Origin of the sequence: Pseudomonas fluorescens (genome assembly GCF_902498065.1) — a bacterium.
GTDB lineage: Bacteria > Pseudomonadota > Gammaproteobacteria > Pseudomonadales > Pseudomonadaceae > Aquipseudomonas > Aquipseudomonas fluorescens_BJ.
The window spans coordinates 765,384-786,652 of sequence record NZ_CABVIR010000001.1; the positions used below are offsets into that span (position 1 = coordinate 765,384).

22 protein-coding genes are annotated in these 21,269 nt (G+C 60.9%); 15 read left to right on the top strand and 7 right to left on the bottom strand.

Annotation, left to right across the window (positions count from 1 at the left end; genetic code table 11):
* Nucleotides 1–19: 19 nt before the first annotated feature.
* Nucleotides 20–1,039: a DMT family transporter gene (locus F8N43_RS03835; RefSeq protein WP_150653236.1), complete on the bottom strand. Its 1,020-nt coding sequence runs from the start codon at nucleotides 1,037–1,039 to the stop codon at nucleotides 20–22.
* Between F8N43_RS03835 and F8N43_RS03840 the strand changes: the two genes are divergently transcribed.
* The 11 genes from F8N43_RS03840 (at nucleotide 1,034) to F8N43_RS03890 (ending at nucleotide 12,109) form a co-directional block, all read left to right on the top strand.
* Entirely contained in the window at nucleotides 1,034–1,597 is a 564-nt protein-coding gene (locus tag F8N43_RS03840; RefSeq protein WP_150632885.1) for a helix-turn-helix domain-containing protein, read from the top strand. The two genes, F8N43_RS03835 and F8N43_RS03840, sit on opposite strands and share 6 nt — an antisense overlap.
* A 156-nt stretch (nucleotides 1,598–1,753) precedes the next feature.
* Nucleotides 1,754–2,956, top strand: coding sequence for an SfnB family sulfur acquisition oxidoreductase (locus tag F8N43_RS03845; RefSeq protein ID WP_150632884.1), 1,203 nt, complete (start codon nucleotides 1,754–1,756; stop codon nucleotides 2,954–2,956).
* Between the two features lie 10 nt (nucleotides 2,957–2,966).
* Nucleotides 2,967–3,404: an acyl-CoA dehydrogenase gene (locus F8N43_RS03850; RefSeq protein ID WP_150653237.1), complete on the top strand. Its 438-nt coding sequence runs from the start codon at nucleotides 2,967–2,969 to the stop codon at nucleotides 3,402–3,404.
* Nucleotides 3,404–4,807 carry an LLM class flavin-dependent oxidoreductase gene (locus F8N43_RS03855; RefSeq protein WP_150636150.1) on the top strand — a complete coding sequence of 468 codons (1,404 nt, stop codon included), beginning with the start codon at nucleotides 3,404–3,406 and terminating at the stop codon, nucleotides 4,805–4,807. The genes F8N43_RS03850 and F8N43_RS03855 overlap by 1 nt, the downstream gene beginning before the upstream one ends.
* A gap of 104 nt (nucleotides 4,808–4,911) precedes the next feature.
* Nucleotides 4,912–5,817: an AMP-binding protein gene (locus F8N43_RS03860; RefSeq protein ID WP_150632881.1), complete on the top strand. Its 906-nt coding sequence runs from the start codon at nucleotides 4,912–4,914 to the stop codon at nucleotides 5,815–5,817.
* Nucleotides 5,814–6,590: an ABC transporter ATP-binding protein gene (locus F8N43_RS03865; protein WP_150632880.1), complete on the top strand. Its 777-nt coding sequence runs from the start codon at nucleotides 5,814–5,816 to the stop codon at nucleotides 6,588–6,590. The genes F8N43_RS03860 and F8N43_RS03865 overlap by 4 nt, the downstream gene beginning before the upstream one ends.
* The gene (locus tag F8N43_RS03870; protein WP_150632879.1) at nucleotides 6,590–7,471 is read left to right on the top strand and encodes a branched-chain amino acid ABC transporter permease; all 882 of its coding nucleotides are present in this window, start codon (nucleotides 6,590–6,592) and stop codon (nucleotides 7,469–7,471) included. Before F8N43_RS03865 ends, F8N43_RS03870 begins: the two co-directional genes overlap by 1 nt.
* Nucleotides 7,472–7,475: 4 nt before the next feature.
* Nucleotides 7,476–8,525, top strand: a complete 1,050-nt coding sequence (locus F8N43_RS03875; RefSeq protein WP_150653238.1) for a branched-chain amino acid ABC transporter permease — start codon at nucleotides 7,476–7,478, stop codon at nucleotides 8,523–8,525.
* Nucleotides 8,526–8,555: 30 nt separating this feature from the next.
* Nucleotides 8,556–9,896, top strand: coding sequence for an ABC transporter substrate-binding protein (locus F8N43_RS03880; protein WP_150653239.1), 1,341 nt, complete (start codon nucleotides 8,556–8,558; stop codon nucleotides 9,894–9,896).
* A 3-nt stretch (nucleotides 9,897–9,899) separates the two neighbouring features.
* Nucleotides 9,900–10,667, top strand: a complete 768-nt coding sequence (locus tag F8N43_RS03885; RefSeq protein WP_150632876.1) for an ABC transporter ATP-binding protein — start codon at nucleotides 9,900–9,902, stop codon at nucleotides 10,665–10,667.
* A gap of 14 nt (nucleotides 10,668–10,681) precedes the next feature.
* Nucleotides 10,682–12,109, top strand: a complete 1,428-nt coding sequence (locus F8N43_RS03890; protein WP_150653240.1) for an FAD/NAD(P)-binding protein — start codon at nucleotides 10,682–10,684, stop codon at nucleotides 12,107–12,109.
* A 93-nt stretch (nucleotides 12,110–12,202) separates the two neighbouring features.
* Here F8N43_RS03890 and F8N43_RS03895 read toward each other — a convergent pair whose 3' ends face one another.
* The 4 genes from F8N43_RS03895 to F8N43_RS03910 form a co-directional block, all read right to left on the bottom strand.
* Nucleotides 12,203–12,427 (bottom strand): hypothetical protein, encoded by a 225-nt coding sequence (locus F8N43_RS03895; RefSeq protein ID WP_150632874.1) that lies wholly within the window; start codon nucleotides 12,425–12,427, stop codon nucleotides 12,203–12,205.
* Between the two features lie 110 nt (nucleotides 12,428–12,537).
* A complete protein-coding gene (locus F8N43_RS03900; protein WP_150653241.1) occupies nucleotides 12,538–13,272 on the bottom strand; it encodes a substrate-binding periplasmic protein in 735 nt (244 codons plus the stop codon).
* Between the two features lie 178 nt (nucleotides 13,273–13,450).
* On the bottom strand, nucleotides 13,451–13,798 hold the full coding sequence (locus F8N43_RS03905) for a hypothetical protein (RefSeq protein ID WP_150632872.1): 348 nt from the start codon (nucleotides 13,796–13,798) through the stop codon (nucleotides 13,451–13,453).
* A 199-nt stretch (nucleotides 13,799–13,997) separates the two neighbouring features.
* Nucleotides 13,998–14,738 carry a response regulator gene (locus tag F8N43_RS03910; protein WP_150632871.1) on the bottom strand — a complete coding sequence of 247 codons (741 nt, stop codon included), beginning with the start codon at nucleotides 14,736–14,738 and terminating at the stop codon, nucleotides 13,998–14,000.
* Between the two features lie 226 nt (nucleotides 14,739–14,964).
* On the opposite strand from F8N43_RS03910, the gene F8N43_RS03915 reads away from it, so the two are divergent.
* On the top strand, nucleotides 14,965–15,225 hold the full coding sequence (locus F8N43_RS03915; protein ID WP_150636162.1) for a DUF2790 domain-containing protein: 261 nt from the start codon (nucleotides 14,965–14,967) through the stop codon (nucleotides 15,223–15,225).
* 113 nt (nucleotides 15,226–15,338) lie between these two features.
* A complete protein-coding gene (locus F8N43_RS03920; protein ID WP_150632869.1) occupies nucleotides 15,339–16,403 on the top strand; it encodes an alpha/beta fold hydrolase in 1,065 nt (354 codons plus the stop codon).
* A gap of 167 nt (nucleotides 16,404–16,570) precedes the next feature.
* On the opposite strand, the gene ppnN is transcribed toward F8N43_RS03920, so the two are convergent.
* Nucleotides 16,571–17,944 carry a nucleotide 5'-monophosphate nucleosidase PpnN gene (gene ppnN, locus F8N43_RS03925; protein WP_150632868.1) on the bottom strand — a complete coding sequence of 458 codons (1,374 nt, stop codon included), beginning with the start codon at nucleotides 17,942–17,944 and terminating at the stop codon, nucleotides 16,571–16,573.
* 212 nt (nucleotides 17,945–18,156) lie between these two features.
* Between ppnN and F8N43_RS03930 the strand changes: the two genes are divergently transcribed.
* Together F8N43_RS03930 and F8N43_RS03935 are read left to right on the top strand one after the other, a co-directional pair.
* A complete protein-coding gene (locus F8N43_RS03930; RefSeq protein WP_150653242.1) occupies nucleotides 18,157–18,684 on the top strand; it encodes a DUF3087 domain-containing protein in 528 nt (175 codons plus the stop codon).
* Nucleotides 18,685–18,762: 78 nt separating this feature from the next.
* Entirely contained in the window at nucleotides 18,763–20,340 is a 1,578-nt protein-coding gene (locus F8N43_RS03935) for a sensor domain-containing diguanylate cyclase (RefSeq protein ID WP_150653243.1), read from the top strand.
* A 2-nt stretch (nucleotides 20,341–20,342) separates the two neighbouring features.
* Here F8N43_RS03935 and F8N43_RS03940 read toward each other — a convergent pair whose 3' ends face one another.
* A complete protein-coding gene (locus F8N43_RS03940) occupies nucleotides 20,343–21,260 on the bottom strand; it encodes a LysR family transcriptional regulator (RefSeq protein WP_150636170.1) in 918 nt (305 codons plus the stop codon).
* Between the last annotated feature and the right edge of the window lie 9 nt (nucleotides 21,261–21,269).

The following is a 21,269-nucleotide window of genomic DNA, read 5'->3' on the forward strand; positions in this document are numbered from 1 at the left end:
ACACCGCAGATATCGAGGCTTAACCTTGGGTTTCCCGCTCCAACGCTTTCTCGGCCGCCACAGCCTTACCCTTGGTCTTCAACTCACTCACAATCACCGCCGCTACTATCAACCCCGCGCCCACCAGCGCAATCGCCGGCAACCGCTCCCCGGCGATCCGCCCGACGATCCCGGCCCACACCGGCTCACCCGCATAAATCAATGTCGCCCGCGTCGGCGAAACGCTCTTCTGTGCCCAGTTCATCGCCACCTGAATCGCCGCGCTCGCGGCACCGAGGCCGAGGGCGCTGCACAGCAGTAACCATGAAAAATCCGGAATGACTTCCTGAGTCGGCACCACCAGCAAGAACGACAACACCGAGGTGGTCGCCAATTGCACCACCGTCACTCGCCGCACATCGACCTGACCGGCGTAGGTGCTGATCAGGATGATCTCCGCAGCAATCGCGATAGCGCTGATCAGCGTGGCGATTTCACCGGGGCTGAAATTGAACGAAGCACCCGCAGGCCCCGACAGCAACATCAACCCGGTAAACGCCAGCATGATCCCGACGCTCGGCATCAACCCCGGGCGCCGCCCCAGCACCAGCCATTGCAGCAACGGCACAAAGGGCACATACAACGCGGTAATGAAGGCCGACTGACTGCTGGGAATACTCTGCAAGCCGACGGTCTGCAAGCCGTAACCGAGCATGATCGCCACGCCGATGAAGGCGCCGGCCTTGAGTTCGAACAGGGTCAGTTCCCGCAGATGACGCCAGGAGAACAGGGCGACGATAATCGCCGCCGCCGCAAAGCGCAGGCCGACGAAGAACATCGGGCCGCTGACGGTCATCGCATGCTGCACCAGCAGGAAGGTTCCGCCCCAGACCATGGTGATCAACACCAGCACGCACTCGGCCTTGCTGAACTTGCGGGAAGAAGCCTGGGAGGAGTTCAACGACGTCATGACCTTGCGCGCTACCTGAGGGCGACGCACAATGCGCCGGATGTTGCGCAGTATACTGCCCAACCCCGCCAAGTGAGCAATATAGTGCACAAAGATTCAACGCAACGGGCTTCGGTCCTTCAGCACGTCAGCCTGAACGTTCGGCGTCTGCGCCACGCCGCTGACATGAGCCAGACCGCGCTGGCGGAAAAGTCCGGGGTCAGCCGCCGCATGCTGGTGGCCATCGAGGCCGGCGAAAAGAACGTCAGCCTGACCACCCTCGACCGTGTGGCCGAAGCGCTGGACGTGGCCTTCAGCGACCTGATCCAGGCGCCGGACGCCCGCGACCCGAGCCGAATCAACGAACTGGCCTGGGCCGGGGTAATTCCGGGCAGCAAGGCCGTTTTGTTGTCCAAAGCCACCGCCACCCGCGAGGTCGAGCAATGGGAATGGTGCCTGCAACCGGGCGAAATATACCCATCGCAACCGGATGCCGAAGGCTGGAGCGAACAGATCTATGTGTTCGAAGGCTGCCTGACCCTGATGCTCAGCGACACGCCCCATGAGATCGCCGCCGGCGAGTTCTATATGTTTGCCAGCAACCAGCCGCACAGCTATCGCAATGATGGGCCGGTCGCCGTTCGGTTCGTGCGCAACGTGGTGATCTAACTGTTCGCCGATCAACACTGGACGGACACTTTGTTGTTTTTAAGCTGCAAGACTTTCTCTGATAATTCTTCAACATACTGATAAATAACGTAAATTATTTCAGGCACGACTCCTGCAAAAGCTCTGGTGCATCCACCAGAATCCCGGAGTCGGCCCATGACAGCCTCTGCCCAAACCCCTCGCACCGCCCATGTGATCCGCTCGGACGCCGAGGCGATTGCCGTCGCTCACACACTCGCTGCCCGCTTCGCCGTCGAGGCCAGCGTGCGCGATCGCGAGCGACGTTTGCCGGTCGCCGAGCTTGACGAGTTTTCCGCCAGCGGCCTATGGGGCATCACCGTTCCCAAGGAATACGGTGGCGCCGGCGTTTCCTATGTGACCGTGGCGCAAGTGATCAAGATCATTTCCGCCGCCGACTCTTCCCTCGGCCAGATCCCGCAAAACCACCTCGGCGTGCTCGACATCCTGCTGCAAACCGCCACCGAAGAGCAGAAGCGTTACTACTTCGGCAAAGTCCTGCAGGGTTACCGCTTCGGCAATGCCTTCTCCGAAGCCAAAAGCAAAAACGCCGGTGCCTTTGAAACCCGTATCCGTTTCGACAAAGACACGGCGCAAATCGACGGCGAGAAGTTCTACTGCACCGGCGCGCTGTTCGCGCACATTGTCCCGGCGGTGGCGGTGAACGAGCAGAACCAGGCCTTCATCGCTTTCATCGAACGCGACAATCCAGGCTTGACCGTGATCGACAGCTGGGACGGCTTCGGTCAGCGCACCACGGCCAGCGGCGGTGTCACCCTTAACGCGGTGAAGGTGCCGTTGAGCGCGGTGATCCCGGCTCACAAGGCGTTCGACGAACCCACCGCCGACGGCCCGATTTCGCAAATCATTCAAGCCGCGGTGGACACCGGCATCGCCGTCGGCGCGCTGGAAGAAACCAAGCGCTATGCACGCGAATCCCGCCCTTGGATCGATAGCGGACAGGACCACGGCTGGCAGGACCCGTTCAGCATCGCCGCCATCGGCGACCTCGAATGGCGGGTCCACGGCACTGAAGCGATCCTCAACAAGGCCGGACAAGCCATCGATGCGGCGTTGCTTGACGCCAATGAAGACACCGTGGCCCACGCCTCAGTGGTGGTCGCCCAGGCCAAAGTCCTCTCGGCCGAAATCGCACTGCTCGCCAGCAGCAAACTCTTCGAGCTGGCCGGCACCCGTTCGGTGCTCGGCAAGTACAACCTCGACCGTCACTGGCGCAACGCTCGTACGCACACGCTGCACGACCCTGCACGCTGGAAATATCACCTGATCGGCCACTACCTGCTCAACGGCGTCAAGCCTGCGCGCCACGCCTGGAACTGAGGAGTCCACTATGAATGCCTTGACCCAACCGATTGTTGCCGGGCAACCCCTGGCCAACAGTCAGCATGACTTGCACAACGCCCGCAGTTTGCTCGATGCGACCCTGCGCTTCGTTCGTCAGCAGAGCCACATCAAGGATGACCCTTACGTCATCAGCCGTTTCGGTGATTTGCACATTCGCATCGAAGTCGCTGCCGCACTGCTGGAACGTGCCGAAGCTTTTCTGAACAGTCACGAAGACGACACCGAAATCAGTATCGCCATCGCCGAGTCGCATCTGGCCAGTGCCGATGCGTTGAGCGCCGTCAGCAACGCCGAATTCGAACTCACCGGACAACGCACCACCTTGCCCGGCTCACTGCACGAACCGCTGCGCTGGAAACTCCACCTCATCGGTAATTTTCGCCTCAACGGCATTCATCCCCCAAGTTTCAGGAGCGCCGTTTGATGGCCCGGGAAATTCGTCTCAATGCTTTCGACATGAACTGCGTCGGTCACCAGTCGCCCGGTTTATGGGCGCACCCACGGGACCGCTCGTGGCAGTACAAAGACCTCGAGTACTGGACCGATCTGGCGAAAATCCTCGAACGCGGCAAATTCGACGGCTTGTTCATCGCTGACGTACTGGGCATCTACGACGTCTACAACGGCAACGGTGACGCAGCGATCCGCCAGGCGGCGCAGGTGCCGGTCAATGACCCACTGCAACTGATTCCGCCGATGGCGCTGGTCACCGAGCATCTGGGGTTCGGCCTGACCGCGTCGCTGTCTTTTGAACACCCGTATCCGTTTGCCCGTCGTCTGTCGACCCTCGATCACCTGACCAAGGGCCGCGCGGGTTGGAACATCGTGACCTCGTACCTGGAAAGCGGTGCGAAGAACCTCGGGCAGAAAAACCAGACGGAACACGACGCTCGCTACGACTTCGCCGAAGAGTACCTGGAGGTTTGCTACAAACTCTGGGAAGGCAGTTGGGAGGAGGGTGCAATCCTGCGCGATCGCGAGCGCAGGATCTTCAGCGATCCGAGCAAAATCCACGAAATCCAGCACGTCGGCAAACACTTCCAGGTGCCGGGCATTCACCTTTGCGAACCTTCGCCGCAACGCACGCCCGTGCTGTATCAGGCCGGCGCATCGAGTCGCGGCAAGCAGTTTGCCGCCGAACATGCCGAATGCGTGTTCGTGGCGGCACCGTCGAAAGTGCTGCTGAAAAAGACCGTGGCCGACATCCGCCGTCGTGCGGCGGAAGCGGGGCGCGATCCGAAGAAGATCCTGATCTTCAACCTGCAAACCGTGATCCTCGGCGAGACCGACGCCAAGGCCAAGGCGAAGTTCGAGGAATACAAAACCTGGGTCAGTTACGAAGGCGCGATGGCGTTGATTTCGGGCTGGACCGGGATCGATTTCAGTCAGTTCAAGCCGGATGAGCCGCTCAAACATGTGCACACCAACGCCATCCAATCGGCGGTGGAGGCGTTCTCCACGGCTGATCCGAACAAGGTCTGGACGCCCAACGAACTGGCCGACTGGGTCGGGATTGGCGGGTTTGGTCCGCTGTTTGTCGGCAGTCCCGAAACGGTGGCCGATCTGCTGCAAGAGTGGGTTGAGGAGACCGATGTCGACGGTTTCAACCTGGCCTATGCACTGACGCACGAAACCTTTATCGACGCCGTGGAATTGCTGGTGCCGGAGTTGCAGAAGCGTGGGGTCTACAAGACCGAGTACGCGCCGGGGACCTTGCGCGAGAAGCTGTTCGGCGAAGGGCCGCGGCTGCCGCAGATTCATCCGGGCGCTGGGTATCGGGATCTGGCGGCGTTGCGGCAGCAGGAGAAGAAAGTCGTTTCGGCCTAGACGCCATCGCCGGCAAGCCGGCTCCCACAGGGTTTTGTGGTGTGTAAAAGATTTCAGCCCAGCGGACCACCGCACGCTTTTACCCATGAACAGGAGGTCACCCCATGAGCGTGCATGAACTCAAACGTCCGCCCGTCGCGGACACCGCCGAGTGGCGGGTCGAGCTGCCCACTGCGCTGGAGCAATTGCGCCACTGGGCGCAGGTCAGCCCGTTGCAACCGGCGCTACGCCACAAACGCCACGGCCAGTGGTTTGTCTGGCGCTGGATCGATGCCCTGCGCGATGTCGAGCGCTTGGCCGACGGCTTGCGCCAGCAAGGTTTCACCGAGGATTCGCGCCTGGCCCTCAGCGGTGCGTTCGAACCTAATCTGTTGCTGCTGGCCCTGGCCTCGCAACACATTGGCGGGCAATGGCTGACGCTGCCGGACAACCTCGCCCCCGAATCCCTGCACAAAATCCTGTGGCGCCGCGGTCCCACGCACGCCTTTGTTCAGGGCCGGCAAACGCAGCAACTGTGGCTCAATCAGGGCCAAACGCTGCTGAATTTCCACGACCTGCTCGGGCCGGTGGACACCCCGCAACGCCTCAACCGCTGGAACCAGGGCGCGCAACTGTGGAGCGAAGAGGGCACGCAATGGCAGGCCGGCCTGACGGTGTTGCTGGAGCAATGGCTGAGCAGCGGCCAATCGCTGGCCTTCCCGGAAAGCCCCGGCAGTGCCAGTCGCGACCGTCGTGAAGTGGCGCCATCCGGGCTGTTGCTGTCGACCGAACGTCTGCAACTGCTGGCCGAGGAAATCGACAGTCGCCTCGCCGCCCAAGGCACCTGGCGTCGACGTCTTTGCGAGTGGGCCATCGCTCGCCCGGAAAAAGGCCTGCAACGGCTGATCAAAAATCGCGTTCGCCGACTGCTCGGGTTTCACAACCTGCATTACATCTGGCAGGCCACGCGCACGCCTGAGGTGATAGCCGCGCCAACCTGGCTGACTGAATTCAAACGGGACATCGCATGACCTCGACCGATTCCATCCTGCAAGTCAGCGGCATTTCCCTGTCCTTCAAAGGCGTGAAAGCGATCAACGAACTGTCCTTCGACGTGCGTCGGGGCGAGATCTGCGCGCTGATCGGCCCTAACGGCGCGGGCAAGAGTTCGCTGCTCAACGTGCTGAACGGCGTGTACCGCTTCGACGCCGGTTCGATTGTCTTCGAACAACAGCCGTTCAAACGCATCGACCCGTTGACCGCTGCGCGCCGAGGCATTGGCCGCACTTTCCAGAACAACGCGCTGTTCAAGAAGATGAGCGTGATCGACAACATTCTCACCGGTCTGTCGCGGCACTTGCGCAGCCGCTTCATCGAACAGGCGCTGAACCTGCCGCGAGCACGACGCGAAGCCGAAGCCTTCCGCCAACAAGCCCAGGGCATTCTCGAATTCCTTGAGCTGCAAGCCCATCGCGATGTGCCGGTGGGCAATCTGTCCTACGGCCTGCAAAAACGCGTAGAGCTCGGTCGCGCCTTGATCGCCGGCCCGCGCCTGTTGCTGCTGGATGAGCCGATGGCGGGGATGAACGCCGAAGAGAAACAGGAAATGGCCCGTTTCATCGCCGACATCAACCGCGACCTCGGCACCACGGTGGTGTTGATCGAGCACGACATGAGCGTGGTCATGGGCCTGTCCGACCACGTCGTGGTGCTCGATTACGGACGCAAGGTCGGTGACGGCACGCCCGCCGAAGTGCAGGCCGATCCCGAAGTGATCGCGGCGTATCTGGGAGTGGCGCACTGATGACGTTCTTCTTCGAAACCCTGCTCGGCGGCCTGCTTGCCGGCACCCTGTATTCGCTGGTCGCCATCGGCTTCGTGCTGATCTACAAGGCCAGCGGCGTGTTCAATTTTGCCCAGGGCGCGATGCTGTTGTTCGCCGCGCTGACCTTCGTCAGCCTGCACGATCAGGGCGTGCCGTTCGCTTTGGCGCTGTTGCTGACCGTAGTAGTGATGATCATCGGCGCGTTGCTGATCGAACGGCTGGTGCTGCGGCCACTGGTCAATCGCTCGCAGATCACCCTGTTCATGGCCACGCTTGGGCTGTCCTTCATCATCGAAGGCCTGGCTCAAGGCTTGATGGGCTCGCAAGTGCGGGCGCTGGACCTGGGCATCGACGATGTGCCGATTTTCATTGGCGCGATGATGGTCAGCCAGTTCGACCTGATTGCTGCCGCTGTCGCCATCGTCCTGGTGACGGTGTTGGCGTTGTTGTTCAACAAGACCCGCATCGGCGTGTCGTTGCGTGCGGTGGCGGATGACACCACTGCCGCGTTGTCGATCGGCATCAACCTCAACCGCATCTGGCAGATCGTCTGGGCCGTGGCCGGGGTTGTCGGGCTGGTGGCGGGATTGCTCTGGGGCGCGCGCCAAGGGGTGCAGTTTTCGCTGTCGCTGGTGGTGCTCAAAGCCTTGCCGGTGCTGATCATTGGCGGCTTCACTTCGATTGGCGGGGCGATTGTCGGCGGGCTGATTGTCGGCGCGGCGGAGAACCTCGCCGAGGTCTACATCGGTCCGTTGATTGGCGGCGGCATCACGCCGTGGTTCGCCTACGTCCTGGCCTTGGCCTTTCTGTACATCCGTCCCGCCGGCCTGTTCGGCGAGCGCGCCATCGAGCGAGTCTGAACCCATGTCGATATCCCTTACCCACGAAACCGCGCCGTCGGTGTTGATCCAGCGCCGCGTTCCGTTCGGACTGCTCGCCTTGTTGTTGATCGCCTTCGTGGTCGTGCCGCTGACCGGCAACGACTATTGGCTGAACGCGATTCTGATCCCGTTTCTGGTGCTGTCACTGGCCGGCCTCGGCCTGAATTTGCTCACCGGCTACACCGGCCAGACCTCGGTCGGTGCGGCCGGGTTCATGGCGGTCGGTGCATTTGCCACCTATGGGTTTTTGTTGCGTTTGCCTGAGCTGGGCTTGCCCGTCGCGCTGCTCGGCGGCGGATTGATCAGTGCGGTGGTGGGCTTCGTCTTCGGCCTGCCGAGTTCGCGGATCAAGGGCTTTTACCTGATGGTCACCACGCTGGCAGCGCAGTTTTTCCTGGAGTGGCTGTTCGTCAAATTTCCCTGGTTCTATAACTACGGATCGTCCGGGACCATTTCTGCGCCGAAACTGGCGCTGTTCGGCCGTGACCTGAACACGCCGCTCGGTCGCTATCTGCTGACCCTGAGCACCGTGCTGTTGCTGACCTGGGTGGCGGTGAACCTGGTAAAAAGCCAGATCGGTCGCAACTGGATGGCGATCCGCGACATGGACACCGCCGCCGCCGTGATCGGCATTCCGGTGGTGCGCTACAAACACCTGGCGTTCGCCGTCAGCTCGTTCTACCTCGGCATCGCCGGGGCGCTGTGGGCCTTTGCCTATCTGGGCACCGCCAGCGCCAGCAGCTTCGATATCAATCGGTCGTTCCAGATCCTGTTCATCATCATTATCGGCGGCATGGGCAGCATCGCCGGCAACTTTGTCGGCGCGGCGTTTATCAGCCTGTTGCCGATCCTGCTCAGCCACGCCGGACAAGCCTTGTTCGGTGGTTCAGTGGATGCCGGGCAACTGCAGAACCTGCAAAAAATCATCTTCGGCGCGCTGATCATCCTGTTCCTGATCAAGGAACCGGAAGGTCTGATCCGCCTGCTGGGCAACCTTCGTGAACGGCTGAGTCACTGGCCGCTGCGCTTCTGAATCCTTTCCATTATTAGATAGAGAGACAACATGCGTGCATCCTTGAAACGTTCGTTGGTCGGCGCCGCTTTGACGCTGGCCGTTTTCAGCAGTGCAGTGCCGGTGGTTCAAGCCTCGCCGGACCAGCAATTCTTCCCGTTGGCCACCTATCGCGTCGGCGCCTATGCCTCCAGCGGCGTACAGGTATGGGCCGGGATGCTCGATTACCTCAACTACATCAACGATGTGGAAGGCGGAATCAACGGCGTCAAACTGGTCTGGCAGGAATGCGAAACCGAGTGGACGGCGGAGAAGGGCATCGAGTGCTACGAGCGCTTCAAGAAAGGGCTGGATGGCGCGCCGGTGGCGATCTATTCACCCAACGGTGCGCCGGCGGCCTATGCGCTGAGCGAGCGCGCGGAAGTCGACAAGATCCCATTGATCACCCTGGGCTACGGGCGCACCGAAGCCACAGACGGCACGGTGTTTCCGTACAACTTCCCGGTGATGCTGACCTTCTACAGCGAGGCATCGAGCCTGATCAATTACATCGCCCAGCGCGAGGGCGGTTTCGACAAACTCAAGGGCAAAAAGATTGCCACGGTCTACCACGACTCCGCTTATGGCCGGGAAACCCTCGGGCCGCTGAAGTTACTGGCAGAAAAGTACGGCTTTGAGAACATTCAGATTCCAGTGGCCGATCCGGGTAACGAGCAATCGGCGCAATGGCGGCAGATTCGCCAGGTCAACCCGGACTGGGTGTTCCTGCGTACCTGGGGTGTGTCGACGCCGGTCGCAGTGAAAACCGCCGCGCGTTTCGGCTTCCCGGTGGACCACATCGTCGGCGACATCTGGGCCAGTTCCAGCGAAGACGTGTTGCCTGCCGGCGCGGCTGCCAAAGGCTATCTGGCACTGACGCCATACCCGGCCGGCAGTGATTTCGAGATCCACAAACAGCTCAAGCAATTCATCCTCGACAAGGGCAAAAGCGACCTCAAGGACCTGAAAAACTTCGGCAGCGTCTACTACAACTCCGGGCTGGTGAACGCTGCGGTGATGGTGGAAGCGATCCGCACCGCCCAAGGCAAATTCGGCAAGCGTCCGTTGAATGGCGAAGAAGGCCGCTGGGGCCTGGAACACCTGAACATCGACGATGCGCGGCTCAAGGACATGGGCTATTTCGGCCTGATGCAGAATCTCAAGTTGTCGTGCAAGGACCACGAGGGTGGCGGTTCGGCACGGGTTCAGCAGTGGGACGGCGCGAACTGGACGCTGATCAGCGACTGGATCGCCGCCGACCGCGCTTTGCTGCGACCCCTGATCGATGAAAAATCCGCGGCGTTCGCCAAGGAAAAAGGCCTGACGCCACGCACCTGCACCGGGGATGAATAAACCATGAGCCAAGCCGCCAGCGACATAGCCGCCAACGATCTGTTGCGGGTCAACGACATCGAGGTGATCTACGACGGCGCGATTCTGGCCGTGGCCGGGGTTTCGCTGACGGTGCCCAAGGGCGGCATCGTCGCGTTGCTCGGTGCCAACGGCGCGGGTAAAAGCACCACGCTCAAGGCGATTTCCGGATTGGTGCGGGCCGAGCGGGCGGAGGTCAGTCGCGGCACAATCGAGTTTCTCGGTCGCGATACGGCGGGTGTCGATCCCAGTCTGCGGGTGCGTCAGGGGATGGTGCATGTGCTGGAAGGTCGGCACGTATTCGCGCAACTGACGGTCGAGGACAACCTGCGCAGTGGCGGTTTTGTACGGGGGTTGAGCCGCCAGGACATGGCCCGGGACCTGGAGCGGGTTTACGCCTGGTTCCCGCGTCTGAAAACCAAGCGCAAGACCCAGGCCGGGCTGACGTCCGGTGGCGAGCAGCAGATGGTCGCCATCGGTCGGGCGCTGATGACGCGTCCTACTTTGGTACTGCTTGATGAACCTTCCATGGGTTTGGCGCCTATTATCGTTCAGGAGATTTTCGAGATCGTCGCCCAGCTCAATCGCGACGAGCAGGTGAGCTTCCTGATCGCCGAGCAAAACATTAATGTGGCGCTCAAATACGCCTCGACGGCTTACGTGCTCGACACCGGCCGTGTGGTGTTGTCCGGCAGCAGCGAGGCGCTGTTGGCGCGGGGCGATCTGCATGACTTTTATTTAGGTAAACACTGAGCAGTGAGAGCGCCATGACTGAAACCCAAAGCGGACAGGCGACCGACGCTATCCGCCACACGGACATCCTGATCGTCGGCGGCGGCCTCAGCGGTGCGATGCTGGCGGCGCAGTTGTTGCGCTTGCCCGGCAAGCGCTCGTTGCTGGTAATCGAACCCCGAGCGGAACTCGGTCGGGGCGAGGCGTACAGCGCGGTCGAGCTGGGCCATACGCTGAATGGCAACGCGGCGCGTATGAGTGTCGACCCGGACAACGCGGATGACCTGACTCAGTGGCTGACCGAGTACATCGCCGCCGGTGGCTGGCCGGAGTCCGATGAGCAGCATGTACCGGTCAGCGAGCTATTTCCGCCCCGGGGGATTTTCGGGTTGTACGTGCAGCAACGTTTGGCCGAAGCGCAAGCGCTGGGCGCGTTGAACGGCTCGACCGTCGAGCATGTGCGGGCCGAGGTGGTTGACCTGGAAACGTTGAGCGATTCGGTGCGGCTGAGCTTGAGTGACGGGCAGCGATTGCAGGGCGCTTATGCGGTCCTGGCCACGGGAATGTTCCCCGCTGCACGCACGCCGCAGACCGAGTCCAGCGGCTTGAACGCCGCAGCGCTCGATCCTTGGGATGTGGCAGCCATGCGTCAGCTCGACCCGCAATCGACGGTGCTGATCATCGGTTCTGGCCTGACCATGGTCGATGCTGTGGTGTCGCTGGAACAGGCCGGGCATCGTGGGCCCATCGAAGTGTTTTCACGGCATGGGCTGCTGCCGCATGTGCGGCGGCAACCACCGGCCTGGGCGGATTTTCTGGCCGAGGATCACAGCATTCGTACGCCGCGACAGTTGGTGCGTGAGTTGCGCCGGCATTGTCGAGATGCCATTGCGCAGGGCATCGACTGGCAGGCGCCGCTGGACACAGTGCGGGCGCACATCGGCCGGTTGTGGAATCAGGCGACGGACGTGCAGCGTCGGCAGTTTGTGCGGCATGTGCGGCCGTGGTGGGAAAGTCATCATCACCGGTCGCCGCCGTTGAGTGCGCAGTTGGTGGAGCGGCTTCACGGGGAAGGGCGGTTGCGGATTCAGGCGGCTTCGTTCAAAGGGCTGGAGCCGGCTTCGGGCGGTGTCAGTATCCGCATTCGTCGACGGGGTGAAGCGCAAACGGTTGTCGTCAGTGGCGCAGCGTTGATCAATTCCAGTGGCATCGAGTACGACTGGCGACGTGTGGCGCGACCGCTGCCGCAGCAGCTGTTGGCCCGTGGACTGGTGCGGCCCGGGCCGTTGGCGTTGGGGATTGCGGCGGCGGTCGATGGCGCGGTGCAGGGGAGTGATGGGCAGGTGGCCCGTCGACTGTTTGCCATGGGACCGCCGTTGCGGGGGATGTGGTGGGAGAGTACGGCGGTGACGGATGTGGCGAGTCAGGCCAAGGCTTTGGCTGTTCGCTTGGCTGGGTTCTAGATTGGGGGCATACGCTCCCATCAAAAACCAGGAAACCCCGGAAAGATCAAATCCTCCCGGGGTTCCCTGTTCACAGCCACACAAACCAGCCAATCAATAACGCTGATACTTCGAACCAAACTCAGGACGGTTATCAGCCACGTAGAGTTTGCTCGCCTGAGTGTCTTTACGATCAACGCCAACCGTATTCACATTCAACGTAGCCGGCTGACTGACTTTCGCCGCCGCCACCACGGGCAACGTGGCATGCGGGGCAGCCATGGCGGATGTAGCGCCAAGAACCGAAAGGGCGAAACCAAGACCGATGATGCTTTTCATGAGGTTGCTCCAGAACTGTGGGAAGAAGATGTGGCCACTGTAGTGCTGGAGCCTGGCGATGAAAAAACACCCTGAGGCATAGTCGTTATCGAGAACGTTGATCCGCGCCGTCAGCGTGGTGTGCGGTCCACCAGCCAGCGCTGCTTGAGCTGTTCCAGGCGACCGTCCAGGCGCATCGCGTCCAGCGCCTGTTGCCAGCGTGCGATCTGGCGCGGATCGGTCAACGGCGAAAAGGCGATGTAGGTGGCTTCCTTCATCAGCGGTATCTGGTAGTGCAACTGCTCGGGTGGCAAGCCTTCTTCGCGGGCCATGGTGGCGACGGAAAGGGTGTCGGCCACGACGAATTCCGCGCGCCCCAGGCGGGCCAGACGCATCATTTGTTCGGGCGTTTCCACACCGTACAGGCTGCTCACATCCTGTTTCTGCAAGTAGCTGTAGACCAGCCATTTTCGGGGAACGACAATGCGCCCCTGATGACTGGCCTCCAGCAGACTGCGCACCGGTTGCCGAGTGTTTTCAGTGGAATACAGAGCGATTTCCACCTCCATCAGCGGACCGACCCACTGGTACTGGCGATCACGTTCGGCGGTGCGCAACACCGTGAACACCCCGGTGGCGGGTTCGGTGCTGGCCACGTGCAAGGCGCGCGGTAGCGGGACTTGTTGAAAATGCACCTGGTCGCCAGCCATGTCAGCCAGCGCCTGCACGACATCCACACCAAAACCCACCAGCTGATCACCCTGCCGGAAGTGCAGGGGTGGATGGTTGTCTGTCAGCATGTTCAGGTCTGCCGCGACCGCAGTGAGCGTCAATAGCGACAGCAGACAAACGGCAATACGTTTCATGAATCTTCCTTGATCGAATGAGCCGCAAAGCTTAGTACGAGCACACGGTCACTGTCCCGAGGAATTGAGCGGGCTTTTGCGTCAGACCTGAGGATTTATGGGTATCACCGGGCGCTGTTGGCCACACAGCAAAAAGCCCGGGGAACCGGGCTTTTGGGTGTTTCAGGAGACCGCTGGATCAATACCGCTGATATTTCGAACCGAACTCTGCGCGGTTATCCGCCACGATCACGCCGCCGCGTACTGCATTGTCCGGGCTGATCAGGGCGACACGTTCACGCAGTTCCTGCAGGCGATCGGCGCCACCTTCGGCGACACGTTCGCGCAGCTCTTGCAAACGCTCTGCACCGCCTTCAGCCACACGATTCTGTTGCAGCCGATCCGAACCACCTTCCACCAGCAACTGCTGGATCTGGCCGGCAGACACTGCGCTCACGGTGCTGGCCGAGGCCAGATTCGACAGGCCGAGGCCACCTATCAGTGCCAGGCCGAGTGCCAGGGACGAAACTTTCGAGAAGTTGAACATGGTGATTCTCCGTGCGTTTAGTTTGAGTGAGTCGGTAGCGGTTGCTATCCGGTGATCACAGTTAAACGTCCGGGTGTATCGCTGATGTGTGTTTGAACACAGCGAAATCGCTGCCTGCGTATCTGTCGCGGGTTCTTATACAGACGGATACAAAACCTTTCGCAGGTGAAGGGCGCACGTGGTCATCGCCAGGCACATTTCATGATTCCGCGCCGAGCATTTCCACCGGGTAGGAGAACACATAGCCTTCGCTACGCACGGTCTTGATGTAGGTCGACTCGCGCGAGTCATCCATCAGGCGTTGGCGCAAACGGCTCACCAGCAAATCGATTGAGCGATCGAACAGGTCGGCGTCGCGACCCTGGGTCAGGTTGAGCAACTGGTCGCGGCTGAGTACCCGTTGCGGGTGATCGAGGAACACGCGCAACAAACGGTATTCGGCACCACTGAGGGCGACCATCGTGCCGTCTTCGTCGAGCAGATGGCGGGCGGTCGTGTCGAGGCGCCAGCGGCCAAAGCCCAGCAGTCGGCCCGTTTCGGTGATCAGCAGGTTGGGCGGCAGCATTCGCGTACGGCGCAATACCGCGTTGATCCGCGCCAGCAACTCGCGGGCGGCGAAGGGTTTGGTCAGGTAGTCGTCGGCGCCCATTTCAAGGCCGAGGATTCGATCGGTTTCGTCATCGCGTGCGGTGAGCATCAGGATCGGCGTGGCTTTATGTTTGCCCGAGCGCAATTCGCGGCACAGCAGCAGGCCGTCATCGCCGGGCATCATGATGTCCAGCACGATCAGGTCCACCTGATTGGCTTCGAGAAAGCTGCGCATCTGCCGACCGTCGGCAACCACCGTGGTGCGCAGGCCGTTCTTCTTCAGGTAATTGCCGACCAGCTCGCGAATCTCCCGGTCGTCGTCGACGATCAGGATGTGGTTTACATGTTCCATTGCCCAACCCTCTTTTTATTCGCACGTTGCGCATTCTAGGCAGCCACGGTGCACCTGCCCATAGGCTTTGTATCTCAGTGTATCTGCTGCCCTGTCTGACACCTTACGCCTTAATACCCGTGGTTCTACGACACATGGCAGATACCTCGGGCCGGTTAAATGGGTTCCATCGAGACAACACAAGTGCCTCGCAACCATTGCCCATTGCAACCCTGAGGAAATCACCATGAACTGGAACAAATTGATTGCCGCCAGCTTCTTCGCGGTCCTGAACGTTGCGGCATTTTCGGCCCATGCCGATGTTCAAGTCCCGGCGCAGAGCACGGCGTACGGCACCCATCTGGATATCAAGAAAGTCGTGTCCATCGTCGACAACGGCGGCGCCTGCGGCATTGTCGATGCCCGGCTGACCTACCTCGATTCCAGTGGCATGCAGAAAGTCGCCGGTTACAAAAAATTCGCAGAGTGCGCCAATCAGGGCGGCTGATCTTTCCACTACGCTCATCGTTGTCGATGTCGAGCGCTCAGTCTGCTCAGCGAGCCGCGATGGCTGATTCATTTCGTCCAAACACCAGATCAATGACCTGCAGGAAAATCATCATGAAGATCAATGTGTTGAGCAGTCCATCCGCCTCGCGTCGTCGCCGTTTCCTTGGCCCTTCGGTCCTCGCGTTCGCGCTGATGCAGCTCGGTGCTCTCGGGGCTGCGAATGCGCAAGCCGCGACCGCGGAGCCGGTGGTGGCCGCTGCCGCGACCCTCAAAGCCGACACGTTCGGCCCGCTCAAGCATGTCAATGCCGGGTTGCTGAGTGTGGCTTATGCCGAAGTCGGCCCCGCCGATGGGCCGGTGGTGATTCTCCTGCACGGCTGGCCTTACGACATTCACAGCTACAGCGAAGTCGCGCCGCTGTTGGCGGCCAAGGGCTACCGGGTGCTGATCCCTTACGCACGCGGCTATGGCGACACGCATTTCCTGTCCGACAAGACTGTTCGCAACGGCCAGCCTGCGGCGTTGGCCAGTGACGTCATCGATTTCATGGATGCGCTGAAGATCAAGAAGGCGGTGCTGGGCGGCTACGACTGGGGTGCGCGCTCGGCGGACATCGTTGCCGCGCTTTGGCCGGAGCGGGTCGAGGCACTGGTCGCCGTCAGCGGCTACCTGATCGGCAATCAGGCCGCGGGCAAGAACCCTTTGCCGCCCAAGGCCGAGTTGCAATGGTGGTATCAGTTTTACTTCGCAACCGAGCGTGGCCAGGCCGGCTACGAAAAAAATCGCCACGACTTCGCCAAGTTGATCTGGGAGCTGGCATCGCCGAAATGGCGCTTTGACGACGCGACGTTCGACCGCAGCGCGGCGGCGCTGGACAACCCGGATCACGTTGCCATCACGATTTTCAACTATCGCTGGCGGTTGGGCATGGTTCAGGGCGAACCTCAATACGAAGCGCTGGAGCAGCGGCTGGCCAAGGCACCGGTCATTACGGTGCCGACCATCACCATGGAAGGCGACGCCAACGGGGCGCCGCATCCGGCCGCCGAGGATTACGCCAAGCGCTTCACCGGCAAATACGAATACCGACTCATCAGCGGCGGCATCGGCCACAACTTGCCGCAGGAAGACCCGCAGGCCTTTGCCAAGGCTGTGATCGATGCGGATCACCTCTGAGAGCGACGCAGGGCTCTAGAGCCTCATCACCGGCAAGTCGGCTCTTACGGGAATGGCAGGTGTCCTTAGACCTTCACACAACGCCGAACCTGTAGAAGCTGGCTTGCCAGCGATGGCGCCCGGATGAGCAATGCACGGCTCGCGACTTGACCTCTTCTGAGGTCTTGTTACGCAACCACCCGATAACACGGCACATACGCCGCGCCGCCCGGCAGTTTCATCCGGTGCTGGGCCACGAAAGCCTTGAGCAACTGATCCAGCGGCTGCATCACCGCCGCATCGCCGCGGATCTGGTACGGCCCGTGTTCTTCGATCAGCCGGATGCCGTTGTCCTTGACGTTGCCGGCGACGATGCCGGAGAACGCGCGACGCAGGTTGGCCGCCAGTTCATGGGCCGGCAGGCTGCGGCTCAGTTTCAGGTTGGCCATGTTTTCGTGGGTCGGGTCGAACGGGCGCTGGAAGCCTTCGTCGATTTTCAGCAGCCAGTTGAAATGGAACGCGTCATTGCGCTCGCGGCGGAACTGTTTCACTGCTTTCAGGCCGGCAGTCATCTGCCGCGCGACTTCAGCCGGGTCGTCGATGATGATTTCGTAGTGCTGCTTCGCCGCTTCACCCAGGGTGGCGCCGACGAACGCATCCAGTTGTTCCAGATACGGCGCCGCGTGTTTCGGCCCGGTGAGGATGACGGGGAAGGGCAGGCCCTTGTTGTCCGGGTGCATCAGGATGCCCAGCAGGTACAGGAATTCTTCGGCCGTGCCCGCGCCGCCGGGGAAAATGATGATCCCGTGACCGACGCGTACGAACGCTTCCAGACGTTTTTCGATGTCCGGCAGGATCACCAGCTCATTGACGATCGGGTTCGGCGCTTCGGCGGCGATGATGCCGGGTTCGGTCAGGCCGAGGTAACGACCGCCGTGGATGCGCTGCTTGGCATGGGCGATGGTCGCGCCTTTCATCGGGCCTTTCATCACGCCAGGACCGCAACCGGTGCAGATGTCGAGGCTGCGCAGGCCCAGTTCGTGGCCGACTTTCTTGGTGTATTTGTATTCTTCGGTGTTGATCGAATGGCCACCCCAACACACCACGATCTTCGGCTCGACGCCGGGGCGCAGGGTGCGGGCGTTGCGCAGCAGGTGGAACACGTAGTCGCTGATGCCCTGGGAAGTGCTCAGGTCGATGCGCTGGGCGTCGAGTTCGTTTTCGGTATAGACGATGTCGCGCAGGGCGCTGAACAGCATTTCCCGGGTGCTGGCGATCATTTCGCCATCAACGAAGGCGTCGGCCGGGGCGTTCAGCAATTCCAGGCGCACGCCGCGATCCTGCTGGTGGATGCGGATTTCGAAGTCCTTGTAGGCTTCGAGGATGGTCTTGGCGTTATCGACATGGGCGCCGGTATTGAGGATGGCCAGGGCGCACTGGCGGAAGAGGGTGTAGGTGCTGCCGGATCCGGCTTCGCTCAGTTGTTGCACTTCACGTTGAGAGAGGGTTTCCAGGCTGCCTTTCGGGCTGACCGAAGCGTTGATTACTTGACGTTGGGACATTCAATGATCCTTAAAACGATGTCACCCGCCGGGGACGCATGACATCTGAATAGTATGTATCCATAAAAGAAGATGGCACGAACTGCGCAGTATCGCCATGTTCCCCTTTGACGATGAAAAGATGAAAAGGAGCCCCAGCATAGCTAAATCCCCCGCAGAGGCGATAATGCCTCGCAGTCTTTTTGCCTACCCCTCCGAGGAAACCCGTCGCGATGTTCGAAATCCAGCCGCAGAATCCCGAAATCTATCGAAGCCAGACGCGCCGCAGCACGATCATCATCGCCCTCATTTTCCTCGCCCTGGCGATGGTTTTGTCCACTGCGGCAGTGGCGATGTTCGGCGAACCGGGGGGTGACAATCTACGCTTCAACGTGGGCGGCGTGTTTGTCGCGGTGCTGTTGATGGCGGCGCTGATGCGCGGCACGTTCTGGACCCAGGCGTGGATGGCGCCGGCGGTCTACGGCTGGCAGCTCAAACGCAGCCTGATGAGCATCACCAACGTCATGCACCAGGTGACGACGGCGGTGGATGCGGGGGATCCGAGCGCCATGAAGCTGCTGCGCTTCTATCACCTGGGGTTGAGCCAGATGCACCAACTGGACGGCAACTCAAGTGATCACAGCCAATTGATACGTGAAATGGACCTGCACAAGGCACGAATGGAAGCGCTGGGCATCGAGACCGAACAGACACAATTGAACCCGGCGTGGCTTGACGCTGTGAAACAGACGCCACGCTAACCGGTGTGGGGTTAAGGCACATTGATAATTAAAAGGCGAACGGGATCAGTCGCCATTCAGCAGGAGTCAGGGAGCGTCATGGGTAACCCGTCCGTCAAAGACCGAATTGAACAATTGCGCCACAGCGTGCCTTTGATCACCGAACAGGCCGGAGCCACGCTCAAGGTGCGCTCCGCGGTGGTGCTGCTCGTTGCGGTGTGCCTGTCCATGATTGTCATCGTGATCTGGGAAGCGTGGAATTCGCGCCAGTACAATCTGCATGACAAGGAAGTGGCGATGTCCAACCTTGCGCAGACCCTGGCCTCGCAAGCGCAGGCGACGATCAAGCAAGCCGATACGCTGCTGTTTACGCTGGTGGAACGCCTCGAAACCGAGGGCTTCAATCCGGCCGGGTTGCCACACCTGGAGCGCTTGCTCAGCGCCCAGCGCAGAGAGTTGAGCCAGTTGCACGGCCTGTTCGTGTATGACGAAACGGGGCGCTGGATTGCCAATTCCAACGGCGCCGCACTGACTGATGCCAACAATGCCGACCGGGAGTATTTCATCTTCCATCGTGATCATCCCGACCGTGGGCCTCACATCGGCCCGTCGATCAAAAGCCGTTCCAGCGGCGAATGGATCATGACGGTGTCGCGCCGGATCAATCATGCTGATGGAAGTTTTGCCGGTGTGGCGCTGGCGACGATTTACCTTAATCATTTTCTGTCCCTGTATGACAGCATCGACATGGGCCGAAACGGCGTGATCAACCTGATCGCCAACGACGCCACCATCATCGTTCGCCGGCCGTTCAACGAAGCGGAAATCAGCGCCAGCCTCATTAACAGCCCGCTGTTCAAACAGTTGTTGCCCACGGCGGATTTTGGGACGGCAATGATCAAATCCATGATGGATGGCGTGGTGCGGGTAGTAGGGTATCGCCGGGTCGAGGGGTATCCGCTGGTCGTTTTCGCTGCGCTCGACAAGGACGAAGTCCTGGCTAGCTGGCGTAAAGAGTCCATGCTCAGTGCAGGTATCGTCGCCCTGTTGCTGGGTTTTCTCGGCGTACTGGGTTATCGCCTGATCAATCTGATGAAGCAGCAGAACCGCGTTCAGAGCCAGTTGCTGGACGCTCAGGACAAACTGCTCGAGGTCAATCGCGGCCTGGAACTGCTGGCCCTGGAAGACGCGCTGACGGGGCTGTCCAACCGCCGTCAGTTTGATCTGTTCATCCACTCGGAAATGGGCCGCGCCCGGCGCAGCCAGAGCAGCCTCGCGCTGCTGCTGATCGATGTCGATCACTTCAAACCGTTCAACGACCACTACGGCCATGTGGCCGGCGATGAGTGTTTGCGCAAGATCAGCGCGATCATCACCGAAAATATCAATCGCCCCGGGGATCTGGCGGCGCGCTACGGCGGTGAAGAGTTTGCGGTGGTGCTGCCAGGCACTGACTATGTGGGGGCGTTCCTGGTCGCGGAAAAGATCCGTCGCGCCGTGTCGCAGGCCGGTATTTGCCACAGCGAAAGCGCGGAAGGCATGGTGACGGTCAGTATCGGCGTCGCCGCCTACGATCCGGCATCACAGGCCCAGCCGGACGACCTGGTTGGCGCTGCGGACAAGGCGCTTTACGTGGCCAAGGCCAGCGGCCGGAACATGAGCGTCATTGCCAACTGAATTCAAGCAAACCCACCACTGCCCTGCACCAGTTTGGTCGCCAGATACGATTGCTTGAGTTTTTCCAGCCACCAGCCCAGAGCGCGACCGTCATGGTCGCCGCGCCAGCCGGCATAAAGGATGTTCGGCTCGCGTGGATCGGCCATTTGCTTTGCCACCAGTGTGCCGTTTTTCAGTAACGAACCGACCCGGTGTTTTGGCAGCCACCCTACGCCCAAGCCGTCGCACTGGGCGAGTATTTTGGCGCGCATGGTCGGTACGGCGAGCACCGGTTGTCCGCCGGTGACGCCATAAGTGCTGCCCTCGGTGGCTCTGGACGAGTCGGCCACGACAATCGCCCGGTGCTGCGTCACCGTTGCCCGTGAGATCGGTTCCCTGGCCCTGGCCAGCGGGTGGCTGGGCGAGACTGCAAACACCCATTCCATTTCCCCCAGTTGCATCCAGCGCAAGGAAGGGATGGCCGGCGGTTCGTTGGTGGCGCCGATGATCAGGTCCGCCCGGCCTTCACGCAGGGCTTCCCAGACACCTTTGAGCACTTCCTGAGTGATGCGCAGCGGTACGCCGGATTCAAGCGCATCGAACTCATGAATCACCGGAATCAAGGTGTCGAACTCCAGCAGTTCGTCGGTGACGATCCACAGCCGACTCTCCCAGCCATTGGCCACTTGCTGCACCCGTTGGGTCAGGCGCGAAACGTCCTGCATCAGCCGCGCCGCCTCGTTTACCAACAGTTCCCCGGCCGGGGTGAGCTGCAAGCGGTAGCGACGGCGATCGAAGAGCAAGGCATCGAAACGCTCTTCCAGTTGCCGCGCTGCATACGACACGGTCGATGGCGCCTTGCCCAAATGCACCGCCGCCCGCGACAGGCTGCCGGTTTCCCGAATGGCCTCCAGCAACGCCAGGTCTTCAATCGACAACATGTTCTGAAT

Coding starts and splice junctions, on each gene's coding strand:
- F8N43_RS03920 (WP_150632869.1), top strand. CDS start 15,339: ATGAAGATCAATGTGTTGAGCAGTCCATCCGCCTCGCGTCGTCGCCGT.
- F8N43_RS03890 (WP_150653240.1), top strand. CDS start 10,682: ATGACTGAAACCCAAAGCGGACAGGCGACCGACGCTATCCGCCACACG.
- F8N43_RS03885 (WP_150632876.1), top strand. CDS start 9,900: ATGAGCCAAGCCGCCAGCGACATAGCCGCCAACGATCTGTTGCGGGTC.
- F8N43_RS03880 (WP_150653239.1), top strand. CDS start 8,556: ATGCGTGCATCCTTGAAACGTTCGTTGGTCGGCGCCGCTTTGACGCTG.
- F8N43_RS03865 (WP_150632880.1), top strand. CDS start 5,814: ATGACCTCGACCGATTCCATCCTGCAAGTCAGCGGCATTTCCCTGTCC.
- ppnN (WP_150632868.1), bottom strand. CDS start 17,944: ATGTCCCAACGTCAAGTAATCAACGCTTCGGTCAGCCCGAAAGGCAGC.
- F8N43_RS03860 (WP_150632881.1), top strand. CDS start 4,912: ATGAGCGTGCATGAACTCAAACGTCCGCCCGTCGCGGACACCGCCGAG.
- F8N43_RS03905 (WP_150632872.1), bottom strand. CDS start 13,798: ATGTTCAACTTCTCGAAAGTTTCGTCCCTGGCACTCGGCCTGGCACTG.
- F8N43_RS03930 (WP_150653242.1), top strand. CDS start 18,157: ATGTTCGAAATCCAGCCGCAGAATCCCGAAATCTATCGAAGCCAGACG.
- F8N43_RS03915 (WP_150636162.1), top strand. CDS start 14,965: ATGAACTGGAACAAATTGATTGCCGCCAGCTTCTTCGCGGTCCTGAAC.
- F8N43_RS03875 (WP_150653238.1), top strand. CDS start 7,476: ATGTCGATATCCCTTACCCACGAAACCGCGCCGTCGGTGTTGATCCAG.
- F8N43_RS03910 (WP_150632871.1), bottom strand. CDS start 14,738: ATGGAACATGTAAACCACATCCTGATCGTCGACGACGACCGGGAGATT.
- F8N43_RS03850 (WP_150653237.1), top strand. CDS start 2,967: ATGAATGCCTTGACCCAACCGATTGTTGCCGGGCAACCCCTGGCCAAC.
- F8N43_RS03895 (WP_150632874.1), bottom strand. CDS start 12,427: ATGAAAAGCATCATCGGTCTTGGTTTCGCCCTTTCGGTTCTTGGCGCT.
- F8N43_RS03855 (WP_150636150.1), top strand. CDS start 3,404: ATGGCCCGGGAAATTCGTCTCAATGCTTTCGACATGAACTGCGTCGGT.
- F8N43_RS03900 (WP_150653241.1), bottom strand. CDS start 13,272: ATGAAACGTATTGCCGTTTGTCTGCTGTCGCTATTGACGCTCACTGCG.
- F8N43_RS03845 (WP_150632884.1), top strand. CDS start 1,754: ATGACAGCCTCTGCCCAAACCCCTCGCACCGCCCATGTGATCCGCTCG.
- F8N43_RS03940 (WP_150636170.1), bottom strand. CDS start 21,260: ATGTTGTCGATTGAAGACCTGGCGTTGCTGGAGGCCATTCGGGAAACC.
- F8N43_RS03935 (WP_150653243.1), top strand. CDS start 18,763: ATGGGTAACCCGTCCGTCAAAGACCGAATTGAACAATTGCGCCACAGC.
- F8N43_RS03870 (WP_150632879.1), top strand. CDS start 6,590: ATGACGTTCTTCTTCGAAACCCTGCTCGGCGGCCTGCTTGCCGGCACC.